Genomic DNA, 25,814 nt, shown 5'->3' on the forward strand with positions numbered 1-25,814 from the left:
CCGGCGACGGCCGCACATCGTGCGACCGTTCGCTCGAATGTCGCCAGGCCGCTACGCCTGTATCGCATAGATCCGGTCGGTGACCACCGTCTGGCCGATGCGGCTCGTCTCGATACCCGCGAGTTGCCATCCGTTGTGTTCATAGAAACCGATTGCGCGTACGTTGTCCTCCAGCACCTTCAGGTGGACCTTGTGCGCGCCAATCGTGCGCGCCCAGACACGAACGGCGTCGATCATGCGCTTGCCCGTGCCGCTTCCGTGATGCGAAGGATGGACGTGCAGGCAGTCGAGCAACACGCCCAGCACCGGGTCGACAGGACGCTCGGCACTGACGAAACCCACGGGCTCGCCATCCGCGTCGGCGATCAGCACGAGACCCCACTCTTTTTCATTGCGATCGAGATAGTGCCGCCATCGGTTTGCGTGCTCCGTCGGGACCTCGTCGGCCAGATAGGGAGCCGGCAGGATGTGGCTGTATGCGGTTTGCCAGCTCAGCGTGTGCAGGCGAGCGATGTGGTGTGCGTCTTGCGCTGTCGCGGCACGCAGCGTGGCCCGGGTTGCCGGCATCGGTGGTCACTCCTTCAGCTTGTTCTCTTGATCGGTACGTCTCGCCGCAAAATGTACCGCGCGTTGCGGTATGCAACCCTCAACGACGCTGCGCTCGAACGATACCGTGTCGGCGAGTCCCGGGACGACGAAATCAAGGCATCGCACTCCGCACATTATCGTCGCGTACCTTGCATGCACGGTCGCCATCCGCTGGCTCGTGACGTTCGCCGGAGCTCGTCCTGGTCGCGGCTGACGCGATCACGTCAGCGCCTGCCCGCCGGACGTCGCCGCAACGCATTGCCCGCGCAACGGAATGCAGGCAAAAAAAATCCCGACACCATCATCGGTCGCCGGGATCGAACGGCCCTGCAAAGCATGCGGGCACGAGGAAGGCGACACATTACACCAATGTAAGACTGTTGCGCGCCCTCGGTTCACGCCAACTCCCTGTCCCATTCCGCCATTCATGCGGCAAAGCGCGGCCAGGAACGAAAAAAGCCTGCTCACGCGGAACGCGAGCAGGCAAGAAAACGGATCAGCATTCGAGGCACGAGGGCTGTCCATGGAAGATAACGGCACGGGGCGCGAGAACCTTAGCTGGGACAGGAAACTTCGAAACATCATGGCGACGGGATACGACCATCCCATCTCGCGTCGAAGATCCATGGATGAAAACCGGCGGCGCAGTGACGATAATCTGTCGCTCGCAACTCCGGCTGTTCGCCAATCGCGCAGTTCCACCCGGCTTGCTCGTAGCGAAGCAGCACTCCGTTCAATCGGCCATGTATGGCAAACTTCGGCTCCGAATCGGCGCAGCGCGCACTCTTCACTGCAGTGAAATCATGTACGTCTTGATCTATATCGCAGCAGTCGCTGTCGCGAACCTGATGGTCGCTCATTTCGGACCCGCTGCTACACCGATCATCGCGTTCTTTCTGATCGGACTCGATCTCGCGATTCGAGACCGTCTTCACCTGGACTGGCGCGGCCGCGCACTTTGGTCAAGGATGCTTGCGTTGATCGCAGCGGCCGGCGTCGTCAGTTACGCGCTCAATCCGGCTGCCAAGGAAATCGCCGTCGCGTCTCTCGTAGCGTTCGGTTCGGCAGCCGTCGCGAGTGCAATCGTGTTTCAACTCGCACGTCGTTTTCCGATACTGGCGCGCGCCAACGGAGCGAACGTCGCGGGTGCGGCTGTCGACTCCATCGTCTTTCCGCTTATTGCGTTCGGGGCAGTGTTTCCGACGATCGCCGCATTGCAGTTCGTTGCAAAGGTGGCGGGAGGCGCGTTGTGGTCGTGGGTGGTTTTTCGAAACACTCGACCGGGTCAGGCGGGGATCGCGAGTAATGTGGCCGATCGTTAAGCACGGGTTGCGCATATAGCGGCGTTGTTCGTTGCCGAGGTCGCCGCTTCTGTTCGTCCGGACGTTTCTCGTCTCGACCAAGTTCACGATCACGGAACAAATACCGGAGTGTCGTGTTATTGGTCGGCTGCGTGGACGGCATAACCATCGAATGAAGATCGTAAAGCGACGAGGTCTGTCATTCCGAATTTTGGAATTCCAAAACAAAAACGGCACTGTCTTTTAGGACAGTGCCGTTTTAACAACTTGATACCGCTTGGAATTCTGTGGGGTGGCTGATGGGACTCGAACCCACGACGACAGGAATCACAATCCTGGACTCTACCAACTGAGCTACAGCCACCACTGTTACTGCTTTTTGTTCTTCGCTGCTTTTGTGTTTCAGCAGCGAAGAACAAGATTATACGAACACTTTTGAATCTTGCAAAGCTTTTTTTTCAAAAACTTCTTCGGCCTCGTTCAGATGCGCGCGCGCCTCGTCGAACACGGCCAGATCGGCTCGCGCGAGCTTCTTGTTGTCGGACAGCACACGACGCCAGCCGCGTGCGCCGGGCATGCCGCGATACAGTCCGAGCGCGTGCCGCACGATCGCGCCGAGGTAGGTTCCGCGCTTCAGTTCGGCCGCGCAGTATTCGATCAGCTTCGCCTCGGCCTCTTCGCGCGTCGGCACCGCCGCGGTCGACCCGTAGAAGCGCGTATCCACCTCGGCGAGCACGTACGGGTTGTGATACGCCTCACGGCCAAGCATCACGCCATCGACATGCTCGAGATGCTGCGCTACCTCGTCGAGGGTCGTGATACCGCCGTTGATGACGATCTCGAGCGACGGAAAATCGCGCTTCAGCTGATACGCATAGTCGTACTTGAGCGGCGGGATCTCACGATTCTCCTTCGGCGACAGCCCCTTCAGGATCGCATTGCGCGCATGCACGACGAACGTTTCGCAGCCAGCCTCGGCCACCGTACCGACGAAGTCGCGCACGAACGCGTAGTCCTCGACCGCATCGACCCCGATCCGGTGCTTGACCGTGACCGGCACCGACACCGCATCGCGCATCGCCTTCACGCAGTCGGCAACGAGTTGCGGCTCGTTCATCAGGCACGCGCCGAACGCACCGCGCTGCACGCGCTCGGACGGGCATCCGCAATTCAGGTTGATTTCGTCATAGCCCCACTGCTCGCCGAGCTTCGCCGCGCGCGCGAGATCGTCCCGCTCGCTGCCGCCCAGTTGCAGCGCGACCGGCGATTCGTTCGGCGTGAACGCGAGATGCCGCTGGGCATCGCCGAACAGCAGCGCGCCCGTCGTGATCATCTCCGTATACAGCCACGTGTCGCGCGTCAGCGTACGGTGGAACGAGCGGCAATGCCGGTCGGTCCAGTCGAGCATGGGCGCGACGGATACGCGGCGGGGAGGAAGTGAAGACGGTACGGACATGGATTTCGGGCAACAGGCCTGGCGGCGCGGAAACAACCCGGTATTTTACCGCAACACGGGCCGTGCCTGCCCGGCACGCGTGCTACCCCTCGCACAGCTCAGCATCGACCGCCCGCCGGGCCTCGTCGAGCACGCGCTCGATCACGCGCCGTTCGGTCAGCAGCATCCCGTCGACCTTGACGAGCCGCCAGTCGATCCGCACCGCATCGCCCTGCAGCACGCGGTAATGCGCATGCTCGCCGTCCCAGACCTGCTCGGTCTTCACCTCGATCTCGAAGCCGCGGTACGGCTCGCTGAAATCGCCGAGGTCGCTGCCTCTCGGTTCCATCGCACGCTCCGTGGCGACGCAGCGCCAGGCCGCCCTGGCGGCCGGCGCCGTGCGCTCAATCGTATTCGTCGGATAAAAAGGATTTGCCATCGGCCGTCAGGTCGACCCGGTCGGCCGCCGCCTGGTAGATCAGCCCCTCGTTCAGCAACGCGTAGACGACGTCGTCGAACGCAGCGGGAACCGGCCGGCTTTCACCGAACTGGTCGATCCATTTCAGCGCCTCGATGGCTTCGGGGGAAAGGATGGGGGTCATGCGTTGGCCTCCGGCATCGGTGTCGCTCCATCCTAGCACTTCGTCCGGACGTCGAATACCAAGGCAAACGCGCTGCGCCAATGCCAAGCGGCGCCAACGGGCAGGTTGCCCGCGGCGCCGCGCCGGTGCAGCACACGCGGGCTCAGAGGCGCGCGATCGAGACTTCGGTCGATTTCACGAGCGCGACGACTTCCGCGCCCACCTTCAGTTCGAGTTCGTCAACCGAACGGGTCGTGATCACCGACGTGACGATGCCGAACGGCGTCTCGACGTCGACCTCGGACACCACCGATCCGCGAATGATCTCCTTGACCTTGCCCTTGAACTGGTTACGTACGTTGATTGCAGTGATGCTCATCAGGTTGATCGCTCCGAAGAAAAAGATCTCAGAACGGGCGGCCGCTGCCGCCCGGATTTAAACGGCCCAGCGGATCTGCCCGACCGGTCGAACGTTGTCTGCTTCATGCGGTGCGTCGTGGTCGGCCGCACCGGGCCCGCCGGCGAGCACGCGTTTCAGCACGCGATCCTCGAGTGCCGCAAACGCGGCCGACGCGCGGGCGCGCGGCCGGTCGAGCGGCACCGGCTGATCCAGCGCCACCCGCCCCTGCTCGATGAGCAGGATGCGGTCGCCGAGCGCGACGGCCTCCTGCACGTCGTGCGTGACGAGGAGCGCAGTGAATCGATGCTCGCGCCACAACCGCTCGATCAGCGCGTGCATCTCGATGCGGGTCAGCGCGTCGAGCGCGCCGAGCGGCTCGTCGAGCAACAGCAGTTGGGGCCGGTGCACGAGCGCACGGGCCAGGGCGACACGCTGCCGCTGGCCACCCGACAGTTGCGCGGGCCAGTCGTTCGCGCGTTCCAGCAGGCCGACTTCATCGAGCACAGCGCGTGCCTGGTCGCGCGCGCCGCGTCCGAGGCCCAGCATCACGTTCTGCAGCACGGTCTTCCATGGCAGCAGGCGCGCATCCTGGTACATGATCCGCGTATCGAGTTCGCCGCCGCCCTCGCCGCGCGTTTCGAGCGTGCCGCTGCTCGGCTGCTCGAGTCCCGCGACGAGACGCAGCAGCGTCGATTTCCCGCAACCGCTGCGCCCGACGATCGCGACGAAGCTGCCGCGCGCGATGCCGAGCTCGACGTTGTCGAGCACCGTGCGTGCCCCGAAGCGCTTGCTGACACCCGATAGTGTCACGGCATCGTCGGGGGCCGGGCTTCCCGGCCGTCGCCGCGCGAGCGGAACGACGGATGCGCCGGCGTCACGTTCGAGAACCGCTGCGTCCCGCGCATCGCCGTCCGTGACACGCGCCTGCGCCAGTTCGGCCTCGAGGTCTGCGCCGGCAAGCGGGCCGTAGGCGGCCGCCGAAGTCGTCGCATTCATGCCTTTGCTCCTGATTGATAAGCGGGGTGCCAGCGCAGCGTCACGCGCTCGAGCCATTTCGCCAGCACGTCGGCCAGCTTGCCAAGCACCGCGTACAGCAGGATGCCGACCACCACCACGTCGGTTTGCAGGAATTCACGTGCATTCATCGTCATGTAGCCGATGCCCGACTGCGCGGAGATCGTTTCCGCGACGATCAGCATCACCCACATCAGCCCGAGCGCAAAGCGCACGCCGACGAGGATCGACGGCAACGCACCAGGCAGGATCACGTCGCGGTACAGCGCAAAGCCGCGTACGCCGTAGCTCTTCGCCATCTCGATCAGGTTTGCATCGACCGAGCGGATCCCGTGATACGTGTTGATGTAGACCGGGAAGAACACCCCGAGCGCGACGAGGAACAGCTTCGCCTTCTCGTCGATGCCGAACCACAGGATCACGAGCGGAATCATCGCGAGCGCCGGGATGTTGCGGATCATCTGGATCGTCGAATCGAGCGCGACCTCGGCCGCCTTCGACAAGCCGGTCGCGAGCCCCAGCGCGAGGCCGACGCCGCCGCCGATCGCGAAACCGAACAGCGCGCGCCACGTGCTCACCTTCACGTTCGCCCACATTTCACCCGACGTCACGAGCGACCAGGCCGCTCGCACGACCGCCACGGGTTCGGGCAGCACGCGGGTCGACAGCCAGCCGATGCGCGCGCCGACTTCCCATGCCGCCAGCAGCGCGAGCGGCACGAGCCACGGCGCGACGCCGCGCCATGCGCGGGCGGCCACGGCCGCGGCCGTCGTCGACGTTTTCGTTGTCATCGCAGGCCTCCTGTCGCTCAGCTCTGGGCCGCTTTCGGCAGATAGCTGTTGCCGACGATCTCGCCGAACGGGCCCGACAGCGGGCCGGTCGCCTTCGCCACGCCGTTGCCCTTGATCAGCGGGAATACGAGTTCCGCGAAACGGTACGACTCCTCCAGGTGCGGATAGCCGGACAGGATGAACGTCTCGATGCCGAGATCCGCGTATTCGCGCATGCGCTCGGCGACCTGCTCCGGGTTGCCGACGAGTGCGGTGCCCGCGCCGCCGCGCACGAGGCCGACGCCGGCCCACAGGTTCGGATACACCTCGAGCGCCTCGCGGCCGCCGCGCTTGCCGCCGTGCAGCGCGGCCATCCGGCGCTGGCCTTCCGAATCCATGTTCGCGAACGCCTTCTGCGCGCGTGCGATGGTTTCGTCGTCGAGGCGGCTGATCAGGCGCTCGGCGTCGCGCCATGCTTCGTCCTCGGTCTCGCGCACGATCACGTGCAGACGAATGCCGAACTTGATCTTGCGGCCGCGCGCCTCGGCGCGGGCGCGAATATCGGCGATCTTCTTCGCGACGGCCTCGGGCGGCTCGCCCCAGGTCAGGTAGGTGTCGATGTGATCGGCCGCGATCTCGTGCGCGGCCGGCGACGAGCCGCCGAACCACAGCGGCGGATGCGGACGCTGCACGGGCGGATACAGTGCCTTGCCGCCCTTCGACTGCAGATGCTTGCCGATGTAGTCGAACCCGCCGTTGTCGTGCGACGCGGACAGCAGCCCGCGCCAGATGTTCAGGAAGTCGTCGGTGATTTCATAGCGCGTGTCGTGATCCGCGAACAGGCCGTCGCCTTCGAGCTCGGCGGCATCGCCACCTGTCACGACGTTGATCAGCAGGCGGCCGCCCGACAGGCGGTCGAACGTCGCGGCCATCCGCGCCGACAGCCCCGGCGACGCGATGCCGGGACGGATCGCGACCAGGAATTTCAGGCGCTGCGTCGCCGGGATGAGGCTCGACGCAACGACCCACGCATCCTCGCAGGAACGGCCGGTCGGCAGCAGCACGCCCTCGTAGCCGAGCGTATCGGCCGCCACCGCGACCTGCTTGAAGTAATCGTAATCCGCGGCGCGCGCGCCTTCGGCCGTACCGAGGTAGCGGCTGTCGCCGTGCGTGGGGATAAACCAGAACACATTCATCTGCTGCTCCTGCTTGACTGTCCTTGCCGGAATTTGAAAAAGACACCGCCCTGCTCGCGTCGCGGATGCGCGGCGCATGCATGGTGTGCGTTCGAATCGGGATGGCTCGCCGGTCAGGCCGTGCAGCGGGCGAGGACGCGATTGCACGGCTGTTTCTGGGAAATCAGTCTAGGGATCGGTGCAGGGCTTTGGAACGATTTTTTTGAGCTTAGGTTTTCCGCTTTCGTGATTAGCACGACGCTGGAGCGAATATCGCGGCGGGCGGGCCCTATAATGGCGCACCTATCCGAATAACTCCGCGCGGACGGCCCCGGCCGTGCGCGCCTGCGGTGCACTCATCGATGCAGAAAGTCATCCTGCCATTCCTGTCCGGCTTCCTGGCCGCCCTGTTCTTCCGCGAAGCCACGCTCGCCCTCCTTCATACGGCCGACCTGATCGCCGCAACCGGCTTCTCCACGCAGCCGTTCGCGCCGCTCGGCATTCCTGAATTTGTCGCGAATGCGCTGATCAGCGCGTGCTGCGCGATCCCGATGGCGTGGCTGCTGCGCGTCTCGCCGGAGCGCGAGGCCTCGTGGATCGGCGCGCTGGTGTTCGGCGGCATCGTGCTGACGGCCGCCCGCGTGTTCGCGATCGATCCGCTGCGCGGCATCTGGCCGTCGGGCAACATGATGCCCGTGCTCGCGGCCGGCTTCGCGGCGAACGCGGTATGGGGCTTCGGCGCCCTCGTGTTCATGCGCGCGTTCATGTCGGACGACGCAGGCGACGAATAACGCGGCGGCAAGCGCTGCGCCCTTCGCCACCCACCGGTCGGCACCCATGAAAAAGGCCGCCTGCTCGTGCAGGCGGCCTTGTCGTTTCCAGCGCGCTTCGGTCAGTCCGACCGATGTCAGTCCTGCAGCTTCCGCAGCGGATGCGTGTCCGGCATCCACGGGCTGTCGAACATCGCGAGCACGTCCGCGCGATCGATATCGGCGGACGACTTGAAACGCCAGGCCGGCTGGTGGTCCTTGTCGACGATCAGCGCGCGCACGCCTTCGATCACGTCGCCGCGCGCGAACGTCGAGCGCGTGAGATCGAGATCGCGTCGCAGGCAATCGGCCATCGTTGCGCCGCGTGCACGTTCGACGACTTCCAGCGAGACGGCCATCGACAGCGGCGACAACTGTTCGCGCATCGCGTGGCTCGCCTTCTCGACCCATCCGTCGACAGCGGCGCAGTCCTGCTCGGCGTCGAGCGACGCGAGGATCGCACCGATGTCCGGCTGCGCGAAATGCCGGTCGATTCCGGCACGCGCGTCGGCCAGCGCCGACGTGTCGGGCGTCGGCACGACCTTGTGCGCGGCCGCCGCGTCGGCCACGCACGCGACCGCCTGCTCGCCGCTGGCGATGCGCGCGCTGCGCAGCGTGTCGAGCAGCGCCGGCACTGCGGCATCGGGCAGATAGACGTCGGCGAGCTGCGCGTACAGCGCGCCGGCCGCGTCGAGCGTCGCGCCGGTCACGGCGAGATAGCGGCCGAGCGCGCCGGGCGTGCGCGCGAGGAACCAGCTCATCCCGACGTCCGGGAACAGGCCGATACGGGTTTCAGGCATCGCCATCTTCGTCGAGTCGGTCACGACCCGCAGGCCGCCCGTATGCCGCGCCGCCTGCGAAATCCCCATGCCGCCGCCCATCACGACACCGTGCATCAGCGCGATATAAGGCTTCGGGTAAGTGAAGATCGTGTGGTTGAGCGTGTATTCCTCGATGAAGAACGTGTCGACCGCATCGCGGTCGCCTCGCTGCCACGCATCGTGGAAGAAGCGCACGTCGCCGCCCGCGCAGAACGCGCGCGGATGCGGGCTGTGCACGACGACCGCGACGACCTCCGGATCGTCGCGCCACGCGTCGAGCGCCTGCTGCATCAGCCGGATCATGCCGACCGACAGCGCGTTCAGCGCCTTCGGCCGGTTCAGTTCGAGAAAGCCGATGCGGTTCGCGACAGTCGCGCGCACGTCGGGCTGAGCGGATTCGGCGGAAACGGCAGCGGAAGTGGAATCGGTCATGAGGGTCATCCGGCAAATGGCAGTCGCACGCTCAGTGCGCCTGCATCTTCGAGAACAGGTTCAGCACCACGACGCCGGCGATGATCAGGCCGAGGCCGATCACGGCCGGCAAGTCCGGCACCTGGCGATAGAGCAGCATCGCAACGAGCGTGATCAGCACGATGCCCGCGCCCGACCAGACGGCATAGATGATGCCGACGGGCATCGTGCGCAACGTGATCGACAGGCAGTAGAACGCGATGCCATAACCGGCCACGACCAGCAACGACGGCCAGAGGCGCGTGAAGCCGTCCGCCGCGCGCAACGCCGACGTGCCGATCACTTCCGCGACGATCGCGATCGCGAGCCATGCGTAACCGGGAAGCTGCATCGCTCAGCTCCTCGCGAGGGCCAGCACGGCGTAGTCGTGGCCGAGCTCGGCACAGAGCGCCTCGACGACGAATTCGTGGTCCGCGCGCTGCGGCAGCCCCGACGCGGTGATCGAGCCGATCACGCCGGCACCGGCGACGGTCAGCGGGAACGAGCCGCCATGCGGCGAATATTCGGCGATCGGCAGCCCGTGCTTGTCGGCGAGCGTCGCGCCGGCCTGCTGCATGCGCAGGCCGATCGCGTACGAGCTGCGGCGGAAATGGGCGACGACGTTGCGCTTGCGGCGTACCCAGTCGGCATTGTCGGGCGTGGCGCCAGCGAGCGCCGCGTAAAACAGCGGCTGGCCGAACGTGACGATGTCGATCGCGATCGCATGGCCGCGCGACGTCGCGAGCGCGTGCATCCGGTTGCCGAGCGCCCACGCGCGGGCCGGGTCGAAATGGGGAAATACGAGCGCCTGTTCCTGCGCGCCGATCGATTGCAGATCGTGAGCGATGTCCATGAATCCGTCGATACAGTAATGAGAGTCGCAACAGCGCCGAAACGATCGCGCATGGCCCCGCTGCCGAAGAAACGAAACAAACCGCTCGATTCTAGCGCACGCACCCGCCGTACCGGCCCCACAAGCAGCGACAAGAAATTGTCAGAAAACGCTTGCACGCATTCGGGTTACTCCTTATAATTCATTTCTTCGACGGACGCGGGGTGGAGCAGTCTGGCAGCTCGTCGGGCTCATAACCCGAAGGTCGTAGGTTCAAATCCTACCCCCGCAACCAACCGTCCAGAATTACGCAAAAAGCCCGGCTCCGCGCCGGGCTTTTTGTTTTTCCGCGCCCGGGCGCCGCGCCCTCTTCGCGTACACCTACCCTCCGCTTCGCACCCCATGCCGTGCGCACGCGCAGGCGTTCAAGAATGCCGCGCCCCGGTGATACACTCGCATCACCTCGTCCCTTCCACTCGACATGAAATTCTGCTCCGTCTGCGGTCACGAAGTCATCGCGCGCATTCCTCCGGGCGACAACCGCGAGCGCTTCATCTGCGATCACTGCGGCACGATCCACTACCAGAATCCGCGCAACGTCGTCGGCACGGTTCCGGTCTGGGGCGACCAGATCCTGCTGTGCCGCCGCGCGATCGAACCGCGCTACGGATTCTGGACGCTACCCGCGGGCTTCATGGAAATGGGCGAGACGACGGCCGAAGCCGCCGCACGCGAAACGCTCGAGGAAGCCGGCGCGCGCGTCGAGGTGCAGAACCTGTTCACGCTGCTCAATGTGCCGCACGTGCACCAGGTCCACCTGTTCTACCTCGCGCGGCTCACCGATCCGGCGTTCGAGGCCGGCGAGGAAAGCCTCGAAGTGAAGCTGTTCGACGAAGCCGACATCCCGTGGGACGAAATCGCGTTCCCGACCGTCAGCCAGACCCTGCGGTTCTTCTTCGCCGATCGCGCCGCGGGCGACTACGGCGTGCACACCGGCGATATCTTCCGCTCGCTGCGCAACGGCTGAGCCCCCGCCCCATGGTCCCCTGGCTCGGCCCGGACGATCCGTTTCCGCCCATCGAACGCGCGCTCGGTCCCGCGACCGGCGCGCCCGGGCTGCTCGCCGCGAGCGCCGACCTGCTACCCTCGCGCCTCATCGACGCGTACCTGCGCGGCATCTTCCCGTGGTACTCGGACGGCCAGCCCGTGCTGTGGTGGAGCCCCGATCCGCGCATGATCCTCGTGCCGGCCGAATTCAAGGTATCGCCCTCGCTGCGCAAGACACTGAAGCGCGTGCTGCGCGAGCCCGAATGGGAAGTGCGGGTCGACCACGACTTTCCGGGCGTGATGCGCGCGTGCGCGCAGGCGCCGCGCCGTGGGCAGCGCGGCACGTGGATCACGGCCGAAATCATCGACGCATACACGTCGCTCTACCGCTCCGGCAACGCACACAGCATCGAGACGTGGCACGACGGGCGGCGCGTCGGGGGCCTGTACGGCGTATCGTTCGGGCGGATGTTTTTCGGCGAGTCGATGTACGCGGACGCGACCGATGCGTCGAAAATCGCGCTGGCCACGCTCGTCGCGCACCTTCGCGAGCAGGGGCTGGAAATGATAGACTGCCAACAGAATACGTCGCATCTAGCGTCGCTCGGCGGCCGAGAGATCGCACGCAAGGCCTTTGTCGCTCACGTGCGCAGCGCGGTAGCCGAACCGCCGATTCCGTGGCAGTTCGACAAGCGCGTGCTCGCCGCGCTGACGGGCCGCGCCGAAACGGCGGCCCCCTCCGGAATCGAGCGCTAGCGCGGCACTCCCTCCCTGCAACGAGAGCTGCCCATGACTCACCCGACTGAGCTGCCGCTTTCACCGCTTTCGGCGCTGCAATTCTATGCAACGGCGCCCTATCCGTGCAGCTATCTGGACGGCCGCGTCGCGCGCTCGCAAGTCGCGACGCCGAGCCACCTGATCAACTCCGACATCTACACCGAGCTCGTGAAGGCCGGCTTCCGGCGCTCGGGCGTCTTCACGTATCGTCCGTACTGCGACGGCTGCCGTGCCTGCGTGCCGGTGCGCGTCCCCGTCGCCGCGTTCGCGCCGTCGCGTACGCAGCGCCGGATGTGGAAGCGCCATCGCACGCTCGTCGCGACGGTTTCGCCGCTGCACTACGACGAAGAACACTACGCGCTCTACATGCGCTACCAGTCCGCGCGCCACGCGGGCGGCGGCATGGATCGCGACAGCCGCGACCAGTACGAGCAATTCCTGCTGCAGAGCCGGATCAACTCGCGCCTCGTCGAATTCCGCGACCTCGACGCCCCGGGCGGCGAGCCCGGGAAGCTGCGCATGGTCAGCATGATCGACATCCTCGGCGACGGGCTGTCGTCCGTCTACACGTTCTTCGAGCCCGACGACCGGCACACGAGCTACGGCACCTACAACATCCTGTGGCAGATCGAGCAGGCGAAGAGCCTCGGCCTGCCCTACGTGTACCTCGGCTACTGGATCCGCGAGAGCCCGAAGATGGCCTACAAGGCGAACTTCCACCCGCTCGAAGGTCTGATCGACGGCCGCTGGAAGATACTCGATCCGGAACGGATCGACCTGCCGCCCGTCGATGCGGCGCTGGCCCGTGCGCCGTTGCCGGGCGGGCATTCCGGCTCGGGCTGTCGCGCGCAGCGGGGGTGACGAAGCGAAGCGCGCCCCTGCCGCCCAACTCCCGGTAAAATAGCGGGTTGTCATTCATTCCGGCTGTCCGCCCAATTCCCGTGTTCAGTTCCCTCTATCCGCTGGCCCGCGCATCCCTGTTCAAAATGGATGCGGAAGACGCTCACCACCTCACGCTGCGCGCGCTCGGCGCGGCCGGCCGCACGGGCCTTGCCTGCGCGCTGTCGGCCCGCGTGCCTGACGCGCCGCGCACCGTGATGGGGCTCACGTTCCGCAACCCGGTCGGTCTCGCGGCCGGCCTCGACAAGGACGGCGCGGCCATCGACGGCCTCGCGGCGCTCGGCTTCGGCTTCATCGAGGTCGGGACGGTCACGCCGCGCCCGCAGCCCGGCAACCCGCGCCCGCGCATGTTCCGCCTGCCGCAGGCCGAAGCACTGATCAACCGGATGGGCTTCAACAACCACGGCGTCGACCAGTTCGTGAAGAACGTCCAGGCGGCCCGCTATCGCGGCATCCTCGGCCTGAACATCGGCAAGAACGCCGATACGCCGATCGAGCGCGCCGCCGAGGACTACCTGTACTGCCTCGAACGCGTGTACCCGTTCGCGAGCTACGTGACGATCAACATCTCGTCGCCGAACACCAAGAACCTGCGCCAGCTGCAAGGCGCGGGCGAACTCGACGCGCTGCTCGCGGCGCTGAAGGACAAGCAGCAGCGCCTCGCCGACCTGCATGGCAAGCTCGTGCCGCTCGCGCTGAAGATCGCGCCCGATCTCGACGACGAACAGGTCAAGGAAATCGGCGACACGCTGCTGCGCCACAAGATCGAGGCGGTCATCGCCACCAACACGACGCTGTCGCGCGCGGCTGTCCAGGGCCTGCCGCATGCGGACGAAGCCGGCGGCCTGTCCGGCCGCCCGGTGTTCGACGCGTCGAACGAAGTGATCCGCAAGCTGCACGCCGAAGTCGGCAGCGAAGTGCCGATCATCGGCGTCGGCGGCATTTTCTCGGGCGAGGATGCCCGGGCGAAGCTCGCGGCCGGCGCGGCGCTGGTGCAGCTCTATACGGGGTTCATCTACCGCGGTCCCGCGCTCGTCGCGGAATGCGTGAAGGCCGTCGCCCGCGAACGCACCGCGTAATATAGGCATAAACAAACGATATTTAAAAGTCGATTGCATTTTTGCTATGATCGACCCCGTTATCAGAATCAATGACCCGGACAGGGCAAGGAAACACACGATGAAGATTGCGCTGCTGAAGAAGCTGCTGGTTGCCGGCCTGATCGGCACGTCGTTCGCCGCTGCCACCGCGCATGCGGCCGACCTCCTCGACCAGGTGAAACAACGCGGCACGCTGCGGGTCGGCCTGGAAGGCACGTTCCCGCCGTTCAACTCGAAGAACCCGCAAGGCGAACTCGTCGGCTTCGACGTGGACATCGCGAAGGCCGTGGCCGCGAAGCTCGGCGTGAAGGCCGAATTCGTGACGACCGAATGGAGCGGCATCATCGCGGGCCTGCAGGCCGGCAAGTTCGACGTGATCGCCAACCAGGTCGGCATCACCGACAAGCGCAAGGAAACGCTCGACTTCTCGCCGGCGTACACGTACTCGTCCGCGCAGCTGATCCAGCGCAAGGACGACACGCGTGACTTCAAGTCGCTGGAAGACCTGAAGGGCAAGAAGCTCGGCGTCGCGCTCGGCACGAACTACATGGACATGGCGAAGTCGGTGCCGGGCATCGACGTGAAGACGTACCCGGGCGCGCCCGAGTACCTGCGCGATCTCGCGGCCGGCCGTCTCGATGCGGCGCTCAACGACCGCCTGATGCTCGCGTACCTGACGAAGAACTCGCAACTGCCGCTGCGCCCGGGCGCGAACGTCGGTTCGGCGAACCCGTCGGGCATCCCGTTCAAGAAGGGCAACCCGAAGTTCCAGAAGGCGATCGACGACGCGATGGCGCAACTCGAGGCCGACGGCACCTTCACGAAGATCTCGGACAAGTGGTTCGGCATCGACGTGACGAAGCCGATCAAGTAAGCACGCCTGCATTTCCCGCCTGACGGCGGGCCGGAAAGGGCGGCATCCGTCACGATGCCGCCCTTTGTTTTATGCGTCCGGTTTATGATTGCGCTTTCGCGCACGCATTCGATTCGTATTCCATGTCGACAACGTCCCTGCTCGTCCAATCGCTGCCGGTGCTCGCCCAGGGCGCCGTTCTGACCGTCAAGTTCGCCGTGCTGTCGATGGTGTTCGGCCTGCTTGGCGCCGTCGTGCTCGCGATGATGGGCATCCGGCAAAGCGAAGCGCTCGACGGTTTCGAACGCATCTGGGTCAACGCGCTCGCGTGGCTGGCACGCGCGTACGTGAGCCTGATGCGCGGCACGCCGCTGCTCGTGCAGATCTTCGTCATCTATTACGGGCTGCCGAGCCTCGGGATCTCGCTCGACCCGACGCCCGCCGGCGTCATCGCGCTGTCCGCGAACGTCGCGGCCTACATGTCGGAAAGCATGCGCGGCGCGATCAACGGGATCGCGCGCGGCCAATGGCTCGCCGCGTACAGCCTCGGGTTGTCGTGGGGGCAGACGCTGCGCTACGTGATCGGCCCGCAGGCGCTGCGCATCGCGGTGCCCAGCCTGTCGAACAGCCTGATCAGCCTGATCAAGGACACGTCGCTCGTGTCCGTGATTACCGTGACCGAACTGCTGCGCAGCGCGCAGGAAGTAATCGCGGCAACCTATCAGCCGCTGCCGCTTTATCTCGCCGCGGCGGCCGTGTACTGGATCCTGTGCCAGATCCTCGAATGGGTGCAGCGCTGGTACGAAAAGCGCCTGTCGCTGCCGTCGCGGCACTGAGCGCACGCCGCGCGCCGGGCCGCTCGCGCGTGCCCGGCTCCCGCTTACTCGCCCGAATAACGCACGCCGAGCGCCGCGCGCGCGGCGTCGGTCATCGCGATCATCTGCCGCGAGTGATCATGCGTCATGATCGGGCTTTCGGTCTTGCCCGCGCGCAGCAGGTCGCAGAAATGCGCGGTCTCGTAGTTCAGCCCGCCGCCGTCGACCGGTGCGTCGAGTTCGACGGTGCGCCCGTCCGCATAGCGAATCGTCGCACGCGCGGGGTTCCACCATTTCTCGTGAATCGTCACGTGGCCGCCGGCCGCGGCGATCAGCGCGTCGCCGCGCCCCATCACGTCGAGCCCGCAAAAGAGCTGCGCGATCCCGCCGTTCGCATGCACGCTGTTCAGGCTTGCGAACAGGTCGACACCCGTTGCCCCGACGCGGCCGAGCGTCTGCACGTCGCGCGCGGCGCCGAGCCAGTCGACCGCGAGAAACGCCTCGTAGATCCCGATATCGAGCAGCGCGCCGCCCGCGCGATCGAGATGATAGACGGCATGGTCGTCCGGCACCGATGACGACGCGCATCCTGCCCGCACGAGCCGGATCTCGCCGATCGGATCGTCGTGCAGATGCGCACGTAACTGACGGTACAGCGGGAAGAACGGCGGCTTCATCGCCTCCATGAAAAGCCGCCCGGCGTCGCGTGCCGCACGCAGCACGGTGTCGAGCTGCGCCGCGTTCAGCGTCGCGGGCTTTTCGCACAGCACGGCCTTGCCGGCAGCCAGCGCGGCCAGCGTGTACTGCGCGTGACTGTCATGGAGCGTCGCGATGTAGACCGCGTCGATATCGCTCGCGAGAAGTGCGTCGAGGCTTGTAGCAGGCGTACCGCCGTACGCTTCGCAAAAGTCTGCCGCGGCATCGGCGCGGCGGGCCCAGGCACCGGCGAGCGTGGCGCCCGGCACGTGCGCGAGGCTTTGCGCGAAACGGCGCGCGATGCTGCCTGCGCCAACGATGCCGAAGCGCACCGTGCGTTGGTCGTTGTCGTTCATCCTGATCTTCCGTGTCGGTCGTATGACGATGGCCGGCACGCTGCCGGCCGGCCGTCATGATAAACGGCCCGCGGCACACGGATGAGCGACTCGCGCAGCGTCAGGCGCGCATGGGCACGTCGACGGAGAAATCGCGCGAGATCTCGTCGGCGCTGAAATCGATCAGCGCGAGCGAAGCGGCTTCGGCTTCGCGCGGGTCGCGCCGCTCGATCGCGTCGACCACCCGTGCATGCGCCTTCACGACGATGTCGTGCGCACCTTCCTTTTGCACGACACGCGGATTCACGAGACGCACCGCACCGCGCACGATCGCCGCCATCTGCTGGAAGAACTGGTTGCCGCTCGCCTGCACGATCCGCGTATGCAGCAACTCGTCCGCCGTGTCGTAGCCGGGGTCGCCCGGCTGCAGCACCTTGAACGCATCGAACGCTTCGCGGATGCCTGCGATGTCGGCAGCCGTCGCACGTACCGCCGCCTGCGCGGTCGCGCGCGGTTCGATCAGCATCCGGAATTCGATGACGTCGCGCATGAACTGCGGATCGGGTTTCGCCCGGAATCGCCAGCTCACCACGTCTTCGTCGATCATCCGCCAGTCGCGCATCGGCCGCACGCGCGTGCCGACTTTCGGACGCACGTCGAGCATGTCGCGTGCAAGCAACATCGATAGCGCTTCCCGCATCACGGTGCGACTCACATCGAACTCTTTCGACAGCACGTCCTGCGGCGGCAAGATGCCGCCGTACTTGTCCTCGACGATTCCCGAGACAAGCCCATCCATCACTTTCGCGACCAGTGACCGGTCTTTGCCCTGCTCCATGACACCTCCCCGTGCGTCGATTTGCGAACACCTGCTCCGCAGTTCCGCCGGCCCTGGTTACGACTGTTCTTATGATCTATAAGTTGATGAGTTCGAGGATATTTCGCTATCTGGTAAACACCTGACAGGGTTATCCCTCTTTTTGACCGGGTGATTTATACGGCTAAAAATAAGGTTCATCGCGGGAAACCGTGGAGCGTTTGAGGGGGATTGCGTAACCTGACGCCTGACTTTAAGGACGTCAGGAGGAGCAATTGCTCGATCGCAAGGCACTTCAGGCACTGGGCAGCTGGACGGGCTATCGGTTAGAGCGGGTGGAATGGCCGGAAGGAGAAGGCTGTACGCTGTCGCTGCATTTGAAGCCGGTCAGCAAGGTGATGTACTGCGAGCAATGCGGTGCACGGTGCCATCAAATCCACGAGACGACGGTTCGCCGCGTGCGCGATCTGCCGTTGTTCGAGTACCGGGTGGTGCTGCACGTCCCCCGCCGCCGGGTCTGGTGCGAACGCTGCGGCGGTCCGCGACTGGAGAAGCTGGTGTGGCTGGGCCGTTACCAGCGAGTGACGGAGCGATTTGCCAAGGCCTGCGAGAAACTGCTGCAAGCGGCCAGCGTACAGGCAGTGGCGGCTTTCTACGATCTGGGCTGGCACACGGTCAAATCGATCGACAAGATGCGCTTGCAAGCGCGTGTGGCTGAGCCGGACTGGTCGACGATCCGCTATCTGGCGATGGACGAGTTTGCACTCCATAAAGGCCATAGGTATGCCACGGTGGTGGTCGATCCGATCGGCCGGCAGGTGCTCTGGATTGGATCGGGACGCTCACGCGAGACGGCCCGCGCCTTCTTCGAGCAGCTTCCTGAGGGTGTCGCCGAGCGCATCGAAGCAGTCGCGATCGACATGACCACGGCCTACGAGTTGGAAATCAAGGCGCAGTGTCCGCAGGCCGAGGTGGTCTACGACCTGTTCCACGTCGTGGCCAAGTACGGGCGCGAGGTGATCGATCGGGTACGTGTGGATCAGGCCAATCAGTTACGCCATGACCGGCCGGCCCGCAAGGTATTGAAATCCAGTCGCTGGCTGCTGCTGCGCAACCGCCACAACCTGAAGCCCGAGCAGTCCGTGCATCTGAAGGAACTGCTGGCAGCGAATCAGCCCTTGTTGTGCGTCTACGTGCTACGCGACGAACTCAAACGGCTCTGGTTCTACCGAAAGCCTGCCTGGGCGGAAAAGGCCTGGGAACACTGGATCGAGCAGGCCCGGCAAAGCGGGATTGCCGCGCTGCAACTGTTCGCGCAGCGCCTACAGGGTTACTGGCACGGAATCCTCGCCCGCTGCCGCCATCCGCTCAATACCAGCGTCGTCGAAGGCATCAACAACACCATCAAGGTCATCAAACGTCGGGCCTACGGGTATCGCGACGAGGAATACTTCTTCCTCAAGATCCGCGCCGCGTTCCCCGGTAATCCGCGATGAACCAAAAATAAGGCCCGGGAAGCGCATTGCGCCTACCGGGCCCCGATTTCCACAAGATTTAAACATTCAGTCCATTACGACACGCGACACATCATTACGGACTGCTTGTCATATCTTTCAATTAGCCGAATAAACGATCGTTTCAACGCCGTTTTCCGTGCCGAGCAAGCACAGGTTCGCGCCGCGCTCGGCGAACAGGCCGACCGTCACGACGCCCGGCCATGCGTTCACCTGCGCTTCGAAACCGCGCGGATCGGCGATCTGCAGGCCCTTCACGTCGATGATCTCGTTGCCGTTGTCGGTGATGTACGGCGCGCCGTCCTTCGTCACGCGCAGCACCGGCACGCCGCCGAGCGCGGTCACGCGCCGGCCGATCGCCGTGCGCGCCATCGGCACGACTTCGATCGGCAGCGGGAACGCACCGAGCACCGGCACGCGCTTGCTGGCGTCCGCGATGCAGACGAACGTATCGGCCACCGATGCGACGATCTTCTCGCGCGTCAGCGCGCCGCCGCCGCCCTTGATCATCGCGCCGCTCGCGTCGATCTCGTCGGCGCCGTCGACGTACACCTGCAGCGAGTCGACCTCGTTCAGGTCGAACACGTTGATGCCGTGCGACTTCAGGCGTTCGGTCGTGGCGACGGAGCTCGACACGGCGCCGCGATAGCGCGCCTTGACAACGGCGAGCGCGTCGATGAAGCAGTTGGCGGTCGAGCCGGTGCCGACGCCGATCACGGCGCCTTCCGGCACGTTCTGGATCACGTAATCAGCGGCGGCCTGGCCGACGAGGCGTTTGAGTTCGTCTTGAGTCATGGAGTGGTAATGCTGCGGGATTGCGGAAAACCGCCAGTTTACCGGACTCGGATGACGGCCCGGGTTTTTCGGCGTGCCGGGCGCGACGGATTCAGGGCGCGCCCGCCGCGGGCGCATTGTCCGCCGGTTGCGTGCCGGGAAAGTACTTGTCGAGCAACGCCTGCGCGATCGCGTCGGTTTCGGCGTCCGGGTTGCCTGCATAGTCGGACGGCCTGAAATGCATCTGGAACGCGGCGAACACGCGGTGCGTGCGTGCGTCGAGCACGCCATCGGTGGCCACGTCGTAACCGTAGCGCGCGAGCTTGAGCTGCAGTTCGCGCACGTCGACCGGCGCATGCGGATCGCGACCGCCGAGCCGCGCGGCCACGGTCGCCTCGTCCGGCCACGCACCGACGCCGGCCTCGGCCAGCGCATGCCACGGAAACAACGGCCCCGGATCGATCTTGCGTTGCGGCGCGATGTCGCTGTGCCCGACCACACGCGTCGGCGGAATCCCGTAGCGCGCGACGATGTCCTTCGACAGCCGAGTCAGCGCCGCGACCTGTTCGGGCGGATAGGGTTGCCAGGTGCGGTTTTGCGGATCGAGCGGCCCGCGGTTCACGTTCTCGATACCGATCGACACCGCATTCAGCTCGGTCGTGCCCTGCCACTCGCTGACGCCCGCGTGCCAGGCGCGCTCCGATTCCGGAACGAGCTGGTAGACGACCGGCATCCCGCGCTCGATGCGCGGCTGCGGCGGGATGACGTAATGCACGCTGACCGAATCGCCCGTCAGCGTGCGCAGCGATTTCGCCTCGTCGCTTTCGGTGTAATGCATCACGAGAAAGCGGATCCGCGAATCGGCGCCGCGCGCGTGCAGGCTCGTGTCGGCGTAGTAGGTACCACGTTCGACGAGCGACGGCGACGTGCAGGCAGCCAGCAGGCACAGCACGGCGCAGGATGCGCCAGCGCGAAACAGGGTCATCGGTCGCGAGCTCCGGAGAGCCGCGTGCCGCATCGGATCGCGGCACGCGTCGTTCGGGTCATTCGAGGCCCGCGCAGGGCGCGCGGGGCGGGCTGCGTCAGCCCTTCACGCGCCGCTGGCGCACGGCTTCGTACAGGCATACGCCGCTGGCAACCGACACGTTCAGGCTTTCCACGCTGCCGGCCATTGGAATGCTCATCACCTCGTCGCAGGTGTCGCGCGTCAGCCGGCGCATGCCTTCGCCTTCCGCGCCCATCACGAGCGCGACGGGGCCGTCGAGCTTCGTTTCGTAGAGCGTCGCCGATGCCTCGTCCGACGTGCCGATGATCCACACGCCGGCCTCCTTCAGCTCGCGCAGCGCACGGGCAAGGTTCGTCACCGTGATGTACGGCACCGTATCCGCCGCACCGCTCGCTACCTTGGCCGCGGTGGCGTTCAGGCCGACCGCACGGTCGCGCGGCGCGATCACTGCGTGCGCGCCGGCCGAATCGGCAACACGCAGGCACGCGCCGAGGTTGTGCGGATCGGTGACACCGTCGAGCACCAGCAGCAGCGCCGGGCCCTGGATGCCGTCGAGCAGCTCGGACAGGTTCTGCGCGAGCGGGACGTCCTCGACACGCGCGACGACACCCTGGTGACGCTCGGTATGCGCGAGGCCCCACAGGCGCGTTTCGTCGGCCGCGATCAGCCGCACGCCCGCTTCCTTCGCGGTGTGCAGGAAGTCCTGCATGCGGCGGTCGCGGCGCGTCTGGTCGTACAGCACCTCCGCAACCGTCGATGCATCGTGCCGCAAACGTGCGGTCACCGCATGAAAACCGTAAAGAACCTTCAGACGTGACATGACTGGAACAACCTTCGATCAAACGTGCGGCCGCGCGACGCGCGCAGCCGCGATCCATGGAAAAGGAAAGCGCCGCGTTGCCGGTTGATGACCGGTCACGCGGCGTCTCTCGATACTGCAGGGCGGGCGCGGGCGCCGCCCCGAACGCTCAATACTTCTTGCGGGCGCGCGTCTTCTTCGCGGCCGGCTTCGCCGCCGCACCGCCACCGCTGCTACCCTTCTTGCGCGCGGCGCGCGCTTCCTTCACCGCGACGCTCGGCGCACTCGCGGCCTTCTTGCGGCGCGGCACGGGATCCTCCACCTGCGGCAGCGTGCGTACGCGCGGGCCATTGCCGCGGTCGACACCGCCGCCAGCGGACGCCGGCGCGGGCGACGGACGCGGCGCCTTCACCGGCGTATCGCGCACGAGGCGGAAGTCGATCTTGCGTGCATCGAGATCGACGCGGCTCACCTGCACGCGCACGCGATCCGACAGGCGATAGCGGATGCCCGTGCGTTCACCGCGCAGCTCGTTCTTGATCTCGTCGTACTGGAAGTAGTCGGAGCCGAGTTCCGTGACGTGCACAAGCCCTTCGATGAACAGCGTGTCGAGCTGCACGAAGATGCCGAACGACGTGACGCCGTTCACCATCCCGCCGTACTCCTCGCCGAGCTTGTCGCGCATGAAGTAGCACTTGAGCCAGGCCTCGACGTCGCGCGATGCTTCATCCGCGCGGCGCTCGTTCGCCGAGCAGTGCAGGCCGAGCTCTTCCCAGATCGCCGTGTTCGAACGCGAGCGGCCGCGCGATTCGTCGTCGGCCTGCTGCATCGCGCGGGCGCGCGGCGACAGCGCGGTGTTCAGCTCGAAGCCTTCCGGCGCCTTCGGCACGTATTTCTTGCCCGACAGGATCGCGTAGATCGCGCGGTGCGTGAGCAAGTCCGGATAACGGCGGATCGGGCTCGTGAAGTGCGCGTACGCCTCGTAGGCCAGGCCGAAGTGACCGATGTTGTCCGGGCTGTAGACGGCCTGCTGCATCGAGCGCAGCAGCATCGGCTGCAGCATCTGCGCATCGGGCCGGTCGCGGATCTGCGCCATCAGCGCCGCGTAGTCGCTCGCATGCGGCTTGTCGCCGCCGCCGAGCGACAGGCCCATGCCGCGCAGGAACGCACGCAGGTTCTCGAGCTTCTCCGGCGTCGGCCCCGCGTGCACGCGGTACAGGCCCGGATGCTTGTTGCGCTTCAGGAAATCGGCCGCGCAGACGTTCGCGGCCAGCATGCATTCCTCGATCAGCTTGTGCGCATCGTTACGCTGGCGCGGCACGATCTGCTCGATCTTGCCCTGCGAGTTGCAGACGATGTAGGTCTCGGTCGTGTCGAAGTCGATCGCACCACGCTTCTGCCGAGCGGCGAACAGCGACTTGTAGACGCCGTACAGGTCCTGCAGGTGCGGCAGAAGATCCGCGCGGCGCGCGGCCTCCGGCCCCTTCGTGTTCGACAGCACGGCGGCGACTTCGGTGTACGTCAGGCGCGCCGCCGAATGGATGACGGCCGGATAGAACTGGTACGCCTTGATCTCGCCGCGCGCGGTGATCACCATGTCGCACGCGAGCACGCAGCGGTCGACCTGCGGATTCAGCGAGCACAGGCCGTTCGACAGCTTCTCCGGCAGCATCGGAATTACGCGGCGCGGGAAGTAGACCGACGTGCTGCGCTCGAGCGCGTCGGCATCGAGCCCGCTGCCCGGCTGTACGTAGTGCGACACGTCGGCGATCGCGACGATCAGCCGGTAGCCGTCGCCGCGGCCGACCTTGACCGGCTCGCAGTAGACGGCGTCGTCGAAGTCGCGGGCGTCCTCGCCGTCGATCGTCACGAGCGGCACGTCGCGCAGGTCGACGCGGAAACGCAGGTCGGTCGGGCGCACCTTGTCCGGCAGCGCGGCGGCTTCGTCGAGCGCCGGCTGGCTGAACTCGTGCGGCACGCCGTACTTGCGCACCGCGATTTCGATTTCCATGCCCGGATCGTCGATGTCGCCGAGCACCTCGACGACACGGCCGAGCGGCTGCGAATGGCGGCTCGGGAAATCGGTCAGCTCGACGACGACGACCTGCCCGACCTTCGCCTTCTTCACGTTCTGCGTGATCAGGATGTCGTGGCCGATGCGCTTGTCTTCCGGTGCGACGATCAGCGCGCCGTTCTCGTTGAGCAGGCGGCCGATCACGCGCTTGTTCGCGCGCTCGGTGACTTCGACGACGTGCCCTTCCGGGCGGCCGCGGCGATCGTAGCCGACGATCCGCGCGAGCACGCGATCGTTGTGCATCACCTTCTGCATTTCGCCGTTCGGCAAGAACAGGTCGTCCTGGCCGTCGTCACGGATCACGAACCCGTAGCCGTCGCGATGCCCCTGCACGCGCCCGGCGACGAAGTTCGACGGATGGGTCAACTGGTAATGGCCGCGCTTGTCGAGGCGGATCTGGCCGTCGCGTTCCATCGCGGCGACACGCCGGAAGAACCCCTCGCGCTCCTGACGCTTGATCGACAGTGCTTCCGCGATGTCGTTGGCGGCCAGCGGCGCGTCGCTCGTACGCAGCACGCCGAGAATTTCTTCACGGCTCGGAATGGGGTACGGATATTTGCTCAAGGGTTTGTCGATGGTTGTTCTCGTTGCGTTGATTGATGGTGCACGGCATCAACATAGAGGTGTCCGTCAGACAGTTCTATATTGACGGCGGCGGGTCATTCTATCACCCGCCTGTGTCACCAAAAGACCGGAATGCCGCCGGCAGGCGCGGCGGAGCCCGGTTTGCGATGCATCGTAAAAAAGTGTTGACACGAATAATTGGGGCGCTATAATTTCCCTTCTTTGCAGCAAGCAGCTACTGCAAAACGTGCCCAGGTGGCGGAATTGGTAGACGCACTAGGTTCAGGTCCTAGCGGTGGCAACATCGTGGAGGTTCGAGTCCTCTCCTGGGCACCATCTGTTTTATAAAAAGGTCGGCTTTTAGCCGGCCTTTTTTCATTTTCAGCGCCGCGCATCGCGGCGCCGGCCGTCGGCCCTTATGTCGGCCATTCCCCCTTATGTCGGCCATTCCGATCGATAGCAGAATTAATCGTTTATCAATCGCCCTCCCCGTTGCTACGTTAGCCGCCTTGCTTTCAACGCATCCAACGAGGAGCACCACTCATGACGTCGATGAACCGCCGCGCGTTCGCGCGCGCGATACTGGCCGCAGGCCTCTCTGTCGCGGGCGTACGGGCACACGCGGAGAACGCGCCAGCCACGCTGCGCATCGGTTACCAGAAGTCGTCGACGCTCATCACGCTGCTGAAGACGCGCGGCACGCTCGAGCAGGCGCTGACACCGCTCGGCCTGCGCGTGTCGTGGCATGAATTCGCGAGCGGATTGCCTCTGACCGAAGCGCTCAACGTGGGTGCCGTCGATTTCAGCGCCGACGTGGCCGACACGGTTCCGGTCTTCGCGCAGGCCGCACATGCGCGTTTCGTGTACGTCGCGCAGGAAGCTCCTTCGCCGAAAGCGCAGGCGATCGTCGTGAAGCAGGACAGCGCGCTGCGCACGCTCGCCGACCTCAAAGGCAAGCGCATCGCGGTCACGAAGGCGGCTGGCAGCCACTACCTGCTGCTTGCCGCACTCGCACGCGCGAAGCTCACGCCCGCCGATGTGGCGATCCATTACCTGACGCCGGCGGACGGCCGTGCTGCATTCGAGCGCGGCAGCGTGGACACATGGATCACATGGGATCCCTATGTCGCATCGGTCGACCGGAATCCCGACGTGCGAATTCTGGCCGACGGCGACGGACTCGCGTCGTACCAGCGCTACTACCTCGCCTCGAGCAGCTTCGCCGTCGCGCGACCCGACGTCGTTCAGATCCTGTTCGACCAGTTGTCTCAAGCCGGCACGTGGCTGCGCGACCACCCGCAGGAAGCCGCGAACACGCTCGCGCCCATCTGGGGACTCGACGCGGCAACGATCGCACGCGCGAATGCGCGACGCAGCTATCTCGTCCGCGCCGTGGTCGCGCAAAACTTCGGCGAACAACAGAAGATCGCCGACACCTTCCTCGCGGCCGGACTGCTGCCCGCTCGCGTCGATACGGGACAGGCTCAGCGCTGGAATTTCACGGCAAGGCGCGCGGAGCCGGTCGGCGCGTGAGGGCCTGCCACGCGAGGGGCGAATATTTTTATCA

At 65.6% G+C, this 25,814-nt stretch carries 28 protein-coding genes and 3 tRNA genes; 12 read left to right on the plus strand and 19 right to left on the minus strand.

What is annotated here, in order from left to right:
* Nucleotides 1-51: 51 nt before the first annotated feature.
* Nucleotides 52-567: a GNAT family N-acetyltransferase gene (locus CFB34_RS15715; RefSeq protein ID WP_089440001.1), complete on the minus strand. Its 516-nt coding sequence runs from the start codon at nt 565-567 to the stop codon at nt 52-54.
* Nucleotides 568-807: 240 nt separating this feature from the next.
* Entirely contained in the window at nt 808-1,215 is a 408-nt protein-coding gene (locus CFB34_RS15720) for a hypothetical protein (RefSeq protein ID WP_143329442.1), read from the minus strand.
* A 2-nt stretch (nt 1,216-1,217) separates the two neighbouring features.
* Between CFB34_RS15720 and CFB34_RS15725 the strand changes: the two genes are divergently transcribed.
* Complete coding sequence (locus CFB34_RS15725) at nt 1,218-1,910, plus strand: VUT family protein (protein ID WP_242808664.1); 693 nt, start codon at nt 1,218-1,220, stop codon at nt 1,908-1,910.
* A gap of 267 nt (nt 1,911-2,177) precedes the next feature.
* Here CFB34_RS15725 and CFB34_RS15730 read toward each other — a convergent pair.
* The 8 genes from CFB34_RS15730 to ssuD form a co-directional block, all read right to left on the minus strand.
* Nucleotides 2,178-2,253: transfer RNA gene (locus tag CFB34_RS15730), tRNA-His, on the minus strand.
* A gap of 57 nt (nt 2,254-2,310) precedes the next feature.
* Nucleotides 2,311-3,297 (minus strand): tRNA dihydrouridine(20/20a) synthase DusA, encoded by a 987-nt coding sequence (gene dusA / locus CFB34_RS15735; protein ID WP_071334403.1) that lies wholly within the window; start codon nt 3,295-3,297, stop codon nt 2,311-2,313.
* 130 nt (nt 3,298-3,427) lie between these two features.
* Entirely contained in the window at nt 3,428-3,673 is a 246-nt protein-coding gene (locus tag CFB34_RS15740) for a hypothetical protein (protein WP_089439999.1), read from the minus strand.
* 55 nt (nt 3,674-3,728) lie between these two features.
* Nucleotides 3,729-3,926: a hypothetical protein gene (locus tag CFB34_RS15745; RefSeq protein ID WP_027787628.1), complete on the minus strand. Its 198-nt coding sequence runs from the start codon at nt 3,924-3,926 to the stop codon at nt 3,729-3,731.
* A 142-nt stretch (nt 3,927-4,068) separates the two neighbouring features.
* Nucleotides 4,069-4,284 (minus strand): TOBE domain-containing protein, encoded by a 216-nt coding sequence (locus CFB34_RS15750; protein WP_006476104.1) that lies wholly within the window; start codon nt 4,282-4,284, stop codon nt 4,069-4,071.
* Between the two features lie 57 nt (nt 4,285-4,341).
* On the minus strand, nt 4,342-5,301 hold the full coding sequence (locus CFB34_RS15755) for an ATP-binding cassette domain-containing protein (protein ID WP_089439998.1): 960 nt from the start codon (nt 5,299-5,301) through the stop codon (nt 4,342-4,344).
* Nucleotides 5,298-6,110 (minus strand): aliphatic sulfonate ABC transporter permease SsuC, encoded by an 813-nt coding sequence (ssuC, locus tag CFB34_RS15760; protein ID WP_089439997.1) that lies wholly within the window; start codon nt 6,108-6,110, stop codon nt 5,298-5,300. The genes CFB34_RS15755 and ssuC overlap by 4 nt, the downstream gene beginning before the upstream one ends.
* A gap of 17 nt (nt 6,111-6,127) precedes the next feature.
* Nucleotides 6,128-7,285, minus strand: coding sequence for an FMNH2-dependent alkanesulfonate monooxygenase (gene ssuD / locus CFB34_RS15765; protein WP_089439996.1), 1,158 nt, complete (start codon nt 7,283-7,285; stop codon nt 6,128-6,130).
* A gap of 341 nt (nt 7,286-7,626) precedes the next feature.
* Between ssuD and CFB34_RS15770 the strand changes: the two genes are divergently transcribed.
* Nucleotides 7,627-8,055, plus strand: a complete 429-nt coding sequence (locus CFB34_RS15770; RefSeq protein ID WP_006484223.1) for a hypothetical protein — start codon at nt 7,627-7,629, stop codon at nt 8,053-8,055.
* A gap of 116 nt (nt 8,056-8,171) precedes the next feature.
* Here CFB34_RS15770 and CFB34_RS15775 read toward each other — a convergent pair whose 3' ends face one another.
* Genes CFB34_RS15775 through CFB34_RS15785 form a run of 3 tightly spaced genes read right to left on the minus strand, consistent with a single transcriptional unit; the run spans nt 8,172 to nt 10,197 of the window.
* Nucleotides 8,172-9,326 carry an enoyl-CoA hydratase/isomerase family protein gene (locus tag CFB34_RS15775; RefSeq protein WP_089439995.1) on the minus strand — a complete coding sequence of 385 codons (1,155 nt, stop codon included), beginning with the start codon at nt 9,324-9,326 and terminating at the stop codon, nt 8,172-8,174.
* Between the two features lie 31 nt (nt 9,327-9,357).
* Complete coding sequence (locus tag CFB34_RS15780) at nt 9,358-9,696, minus strand: multidrug efflux SMR transporter (protein WP_039358831.1); 339 nt, start codon at nt 9,694-9,696, stop codon at nt 9,358-9,360.
* A gap of 3 nt (nt 9,697-9,699) precedes the next feature.
* A complete protein-coding gene (locus tag CFB34_RS15785; protein ID WP_011351856.1) occupies nt 9,700-10,197 on the minus strand; it encodes a heme-degrading domain-containing protein in 498 nt (165 codons plus the stop codon).
* Between the two features lie 197 nt (nt 10,198-10,394).
* Between CFB34_RS15785 and CFB34_RS15790 the strand changes: the two genes are divergently transcribed.
* The 7 genes from CFB34_RS15790 to CFB34_RS15820 all read left to right on the plus strand — a co-directional run bounded on the left by CFB34_RS15790 (nt 10,395) and on the right by CFB34_RS15820 (nt 15,689).
* A tRNA-Met gene (locus tag CFB34_RS15790) sits at nt 10,395-10,471 on the plus strand.
* Between the two features lie 186 nt (nt 10,472-10,657).
* Nucleotides 10,658-11,203 (plus strand): NUDIX hydrolase, encoded by a 546-nt coding sequence (locus tag CFB34_RS15795; protein ID WP_089425269.1) that lies wholly within the window; start codon nt 10,658-10,660, stop codon nt 11,201-11,203.
* A gap of 11 nt (nt 11,204-11,214) precedes the next feature.
* Nucleotides 11,215-11,979 (plus strand): leucyl/phenylalanyl-tRNA--protein transferase, encoded by a 765-nt coding sequence (gene aat / locus CFB34_RS15800; RefSeq protein ID WP_089439994.1) that lies wholly within the window; start codon nt 11,215-11,217, stop codon nt 11,977-11,979.
* A gap of 33 nt (nt 11,980-12,012) precedes the next feature.
* Nucleotides 12,013-12,861, plus strand: a complete 849-nt coding sequence (locus CFB34_RS15805; RefSeq protein ID WP_089439993.1) for an arginyltransferase — start codon at nt 12,013-12,015, stop codon at nt 12,859-12,861.
* An 80-nt stretch (nt 12,862-12,941) separates the two neighbouring features.
* Nucleotides 12,942-13,979: a quinone-dependent dihydroorotate dehydrogenase gene (locus CFB34_RS15810; protein WP_021161559.1), complete on the plus strand. Its 1,038-nt coding sequence runs from the start codon at nt 12,942-12,944 to the stop codon at nt 13,977-13,979.
* A gap of 100 nt (nt 13,980-14,079) precedes the next feature.
* Nucleotides 14,080-14,874, plus strand: coding sequence for a cystine ABC transporter substrate-binding protein (locus CFB34_RS15815; protein WP_039358847.1), 795 nt, complete (start codon nt 14,080-14,082; stop codon nt 14,872-14,874).
* 122 nt (nt 14,875-14,996) lie between these two features.
* A complete protein-coding gene (locus tag CFB34_RS15820; RefSeq protein ID WP_006484207.1) occupies nt 14,997-15,689 on the plus strand; it encodes an amino acid ABC transporter permease in 693 nt (230 codons plus the stop codon).
* 44 nt (nt 15,690-15,733) lie between these two features.
* Here CFB34_RS15820 and CFB34_RS15825 read toward each other — a convergent pair whose 3' ends face one another.
* The gene (locus CFB34_RS15825; RefSeq protein WP_089439992.1) at nt 15,734-16,720 is read right to left on the minus strand and encodes a Gfo/Idh/MocA family oxidoreductase; all 987 of its coding nucleotides are present in this window, start codon (nt 16,718-16,720) and stop codon (nt 15,734-15,736) included.
* Nucleotides 16,721-16,820: 100 nt separating this feature from the next.
* Nucleotides 16,821-17,537 (minus strand): FCD domain-containing protein, encoded by a 717-nt coding sequence (locus CFB34_RS15830; RefSeq protein WP_046545537.1) that lies wholly within the window; start codon nt 17,535-17,537, stop codon nt 16,821-16,823.
* Nucleotides 17,538-17,791: 254 nt separating this feature from the next.
* Here CFB34_RS15830 and CFB34_RS15835 point away from each other — a divergent pair, with 254 nt between their 5' ends.
* Entirely contained in the window at nt 17,792-19,012 is a 1,221-nt protein-coding gene (locus CFB34_RS15835; RefSeq protein WP_089439991.1) for an ISL3 family transposase, read from the plus strand.
* Between the two features lie 117 nt (nt 19,013-19,129).
* Here the strand turns inward: CFB34_RS15835 and rpiA are convergent, their stop codons facing one another.
* From rpiA to rnr, 4 genes are all read right to left on the minus strand, one after another.
* Nucleotides 19,130-19,825 carry a ribose-5-phosphate isomerase RpiA gene (gene rpiA / locus CFB34_RS15840; protein WP_089439990.1) on the minus strand — a complete coding sequence of 232 codons (696 nt, stop codon included), beginning with the start codon at nt 19,823-19,825 and terminating at the stop codon, nt 19,130-19,132.
* A gap of 91 nt (nt 19,826-19,916) precedes the next feature.
* Complete coding sequence (locus CFB34_RS15845; protein ID WP_089439989.1) at nt 19,917-20,789, minus strand: N-acetylmuramoyl-L-alanine amidase; 873 nt, start codon at nt 20,787-20,789, stop codon at nt 19,917-19,919.
* 97 nt (nt 20,790-20,886) lie between these two features.
* Entirely contained in the window at nt 20,887-21,630 is a 744-nt protein-coding gene (rlmB, locus tag CFB34_RS15850; protein WP_059234599.1) for a 23S rRNA (guanosine(2251)-2'-O)-methyltransferase RlmB, read from the minus strand.
* A 148-nt stretch (nt 21,631-21,778) separates the two neighbouring features.
* Nucleotides 21,779-24,247: a ribonuclease R gene (gene rnr, locus CFB34_RS15855; protein WP_089439988.1), complete on the minus strand. Its 2,469-nt coding sequence runs from the start codon at nt 24,245-24,247 to the stop codon at nt 21,779-21,781.
* A gap of 249 nt (nt 24,248-24,496) precedes the next feature.
* Between rnr and CFB34_RS15860 the strand changes: the two genes are divergently transcribed.
* Nucleotides 24,497-24,583 (plus strand) — tRNA-Leu (locus CFB34_RS15860).
* A 207-nt stretch (nt 24,584-24,790) separates the two neighbouring features.
* Nucleotides 24,791-25,780 carry an aliphatic sulfonate ABC transporter substrate-binding protein gene (locus CFB34_RS15865; protein WP_071334395.1) on the plus strand — a complete coding sequence of 330 codons (990 nt, stop codon included), beginning with the start codon at nt 24,791-24,793 and terminating at the stop codon, nt 25,778-25,780.
* The last annotated feature ends 34 nt before the right edge of the window (nt 25,781-25,814 follow it).

The sequence above is a fragment of the Burkholderia sp. HI4860 genome (genome assembly GCF_002223045.2).
In the GTDB taxonomy this organism is placed as follows: domain Bacteria; phylum Pseudomonadota; class Gammaproteobacteria; order Burkholderiales; family Burkholderiaceae; genus Burkholderia.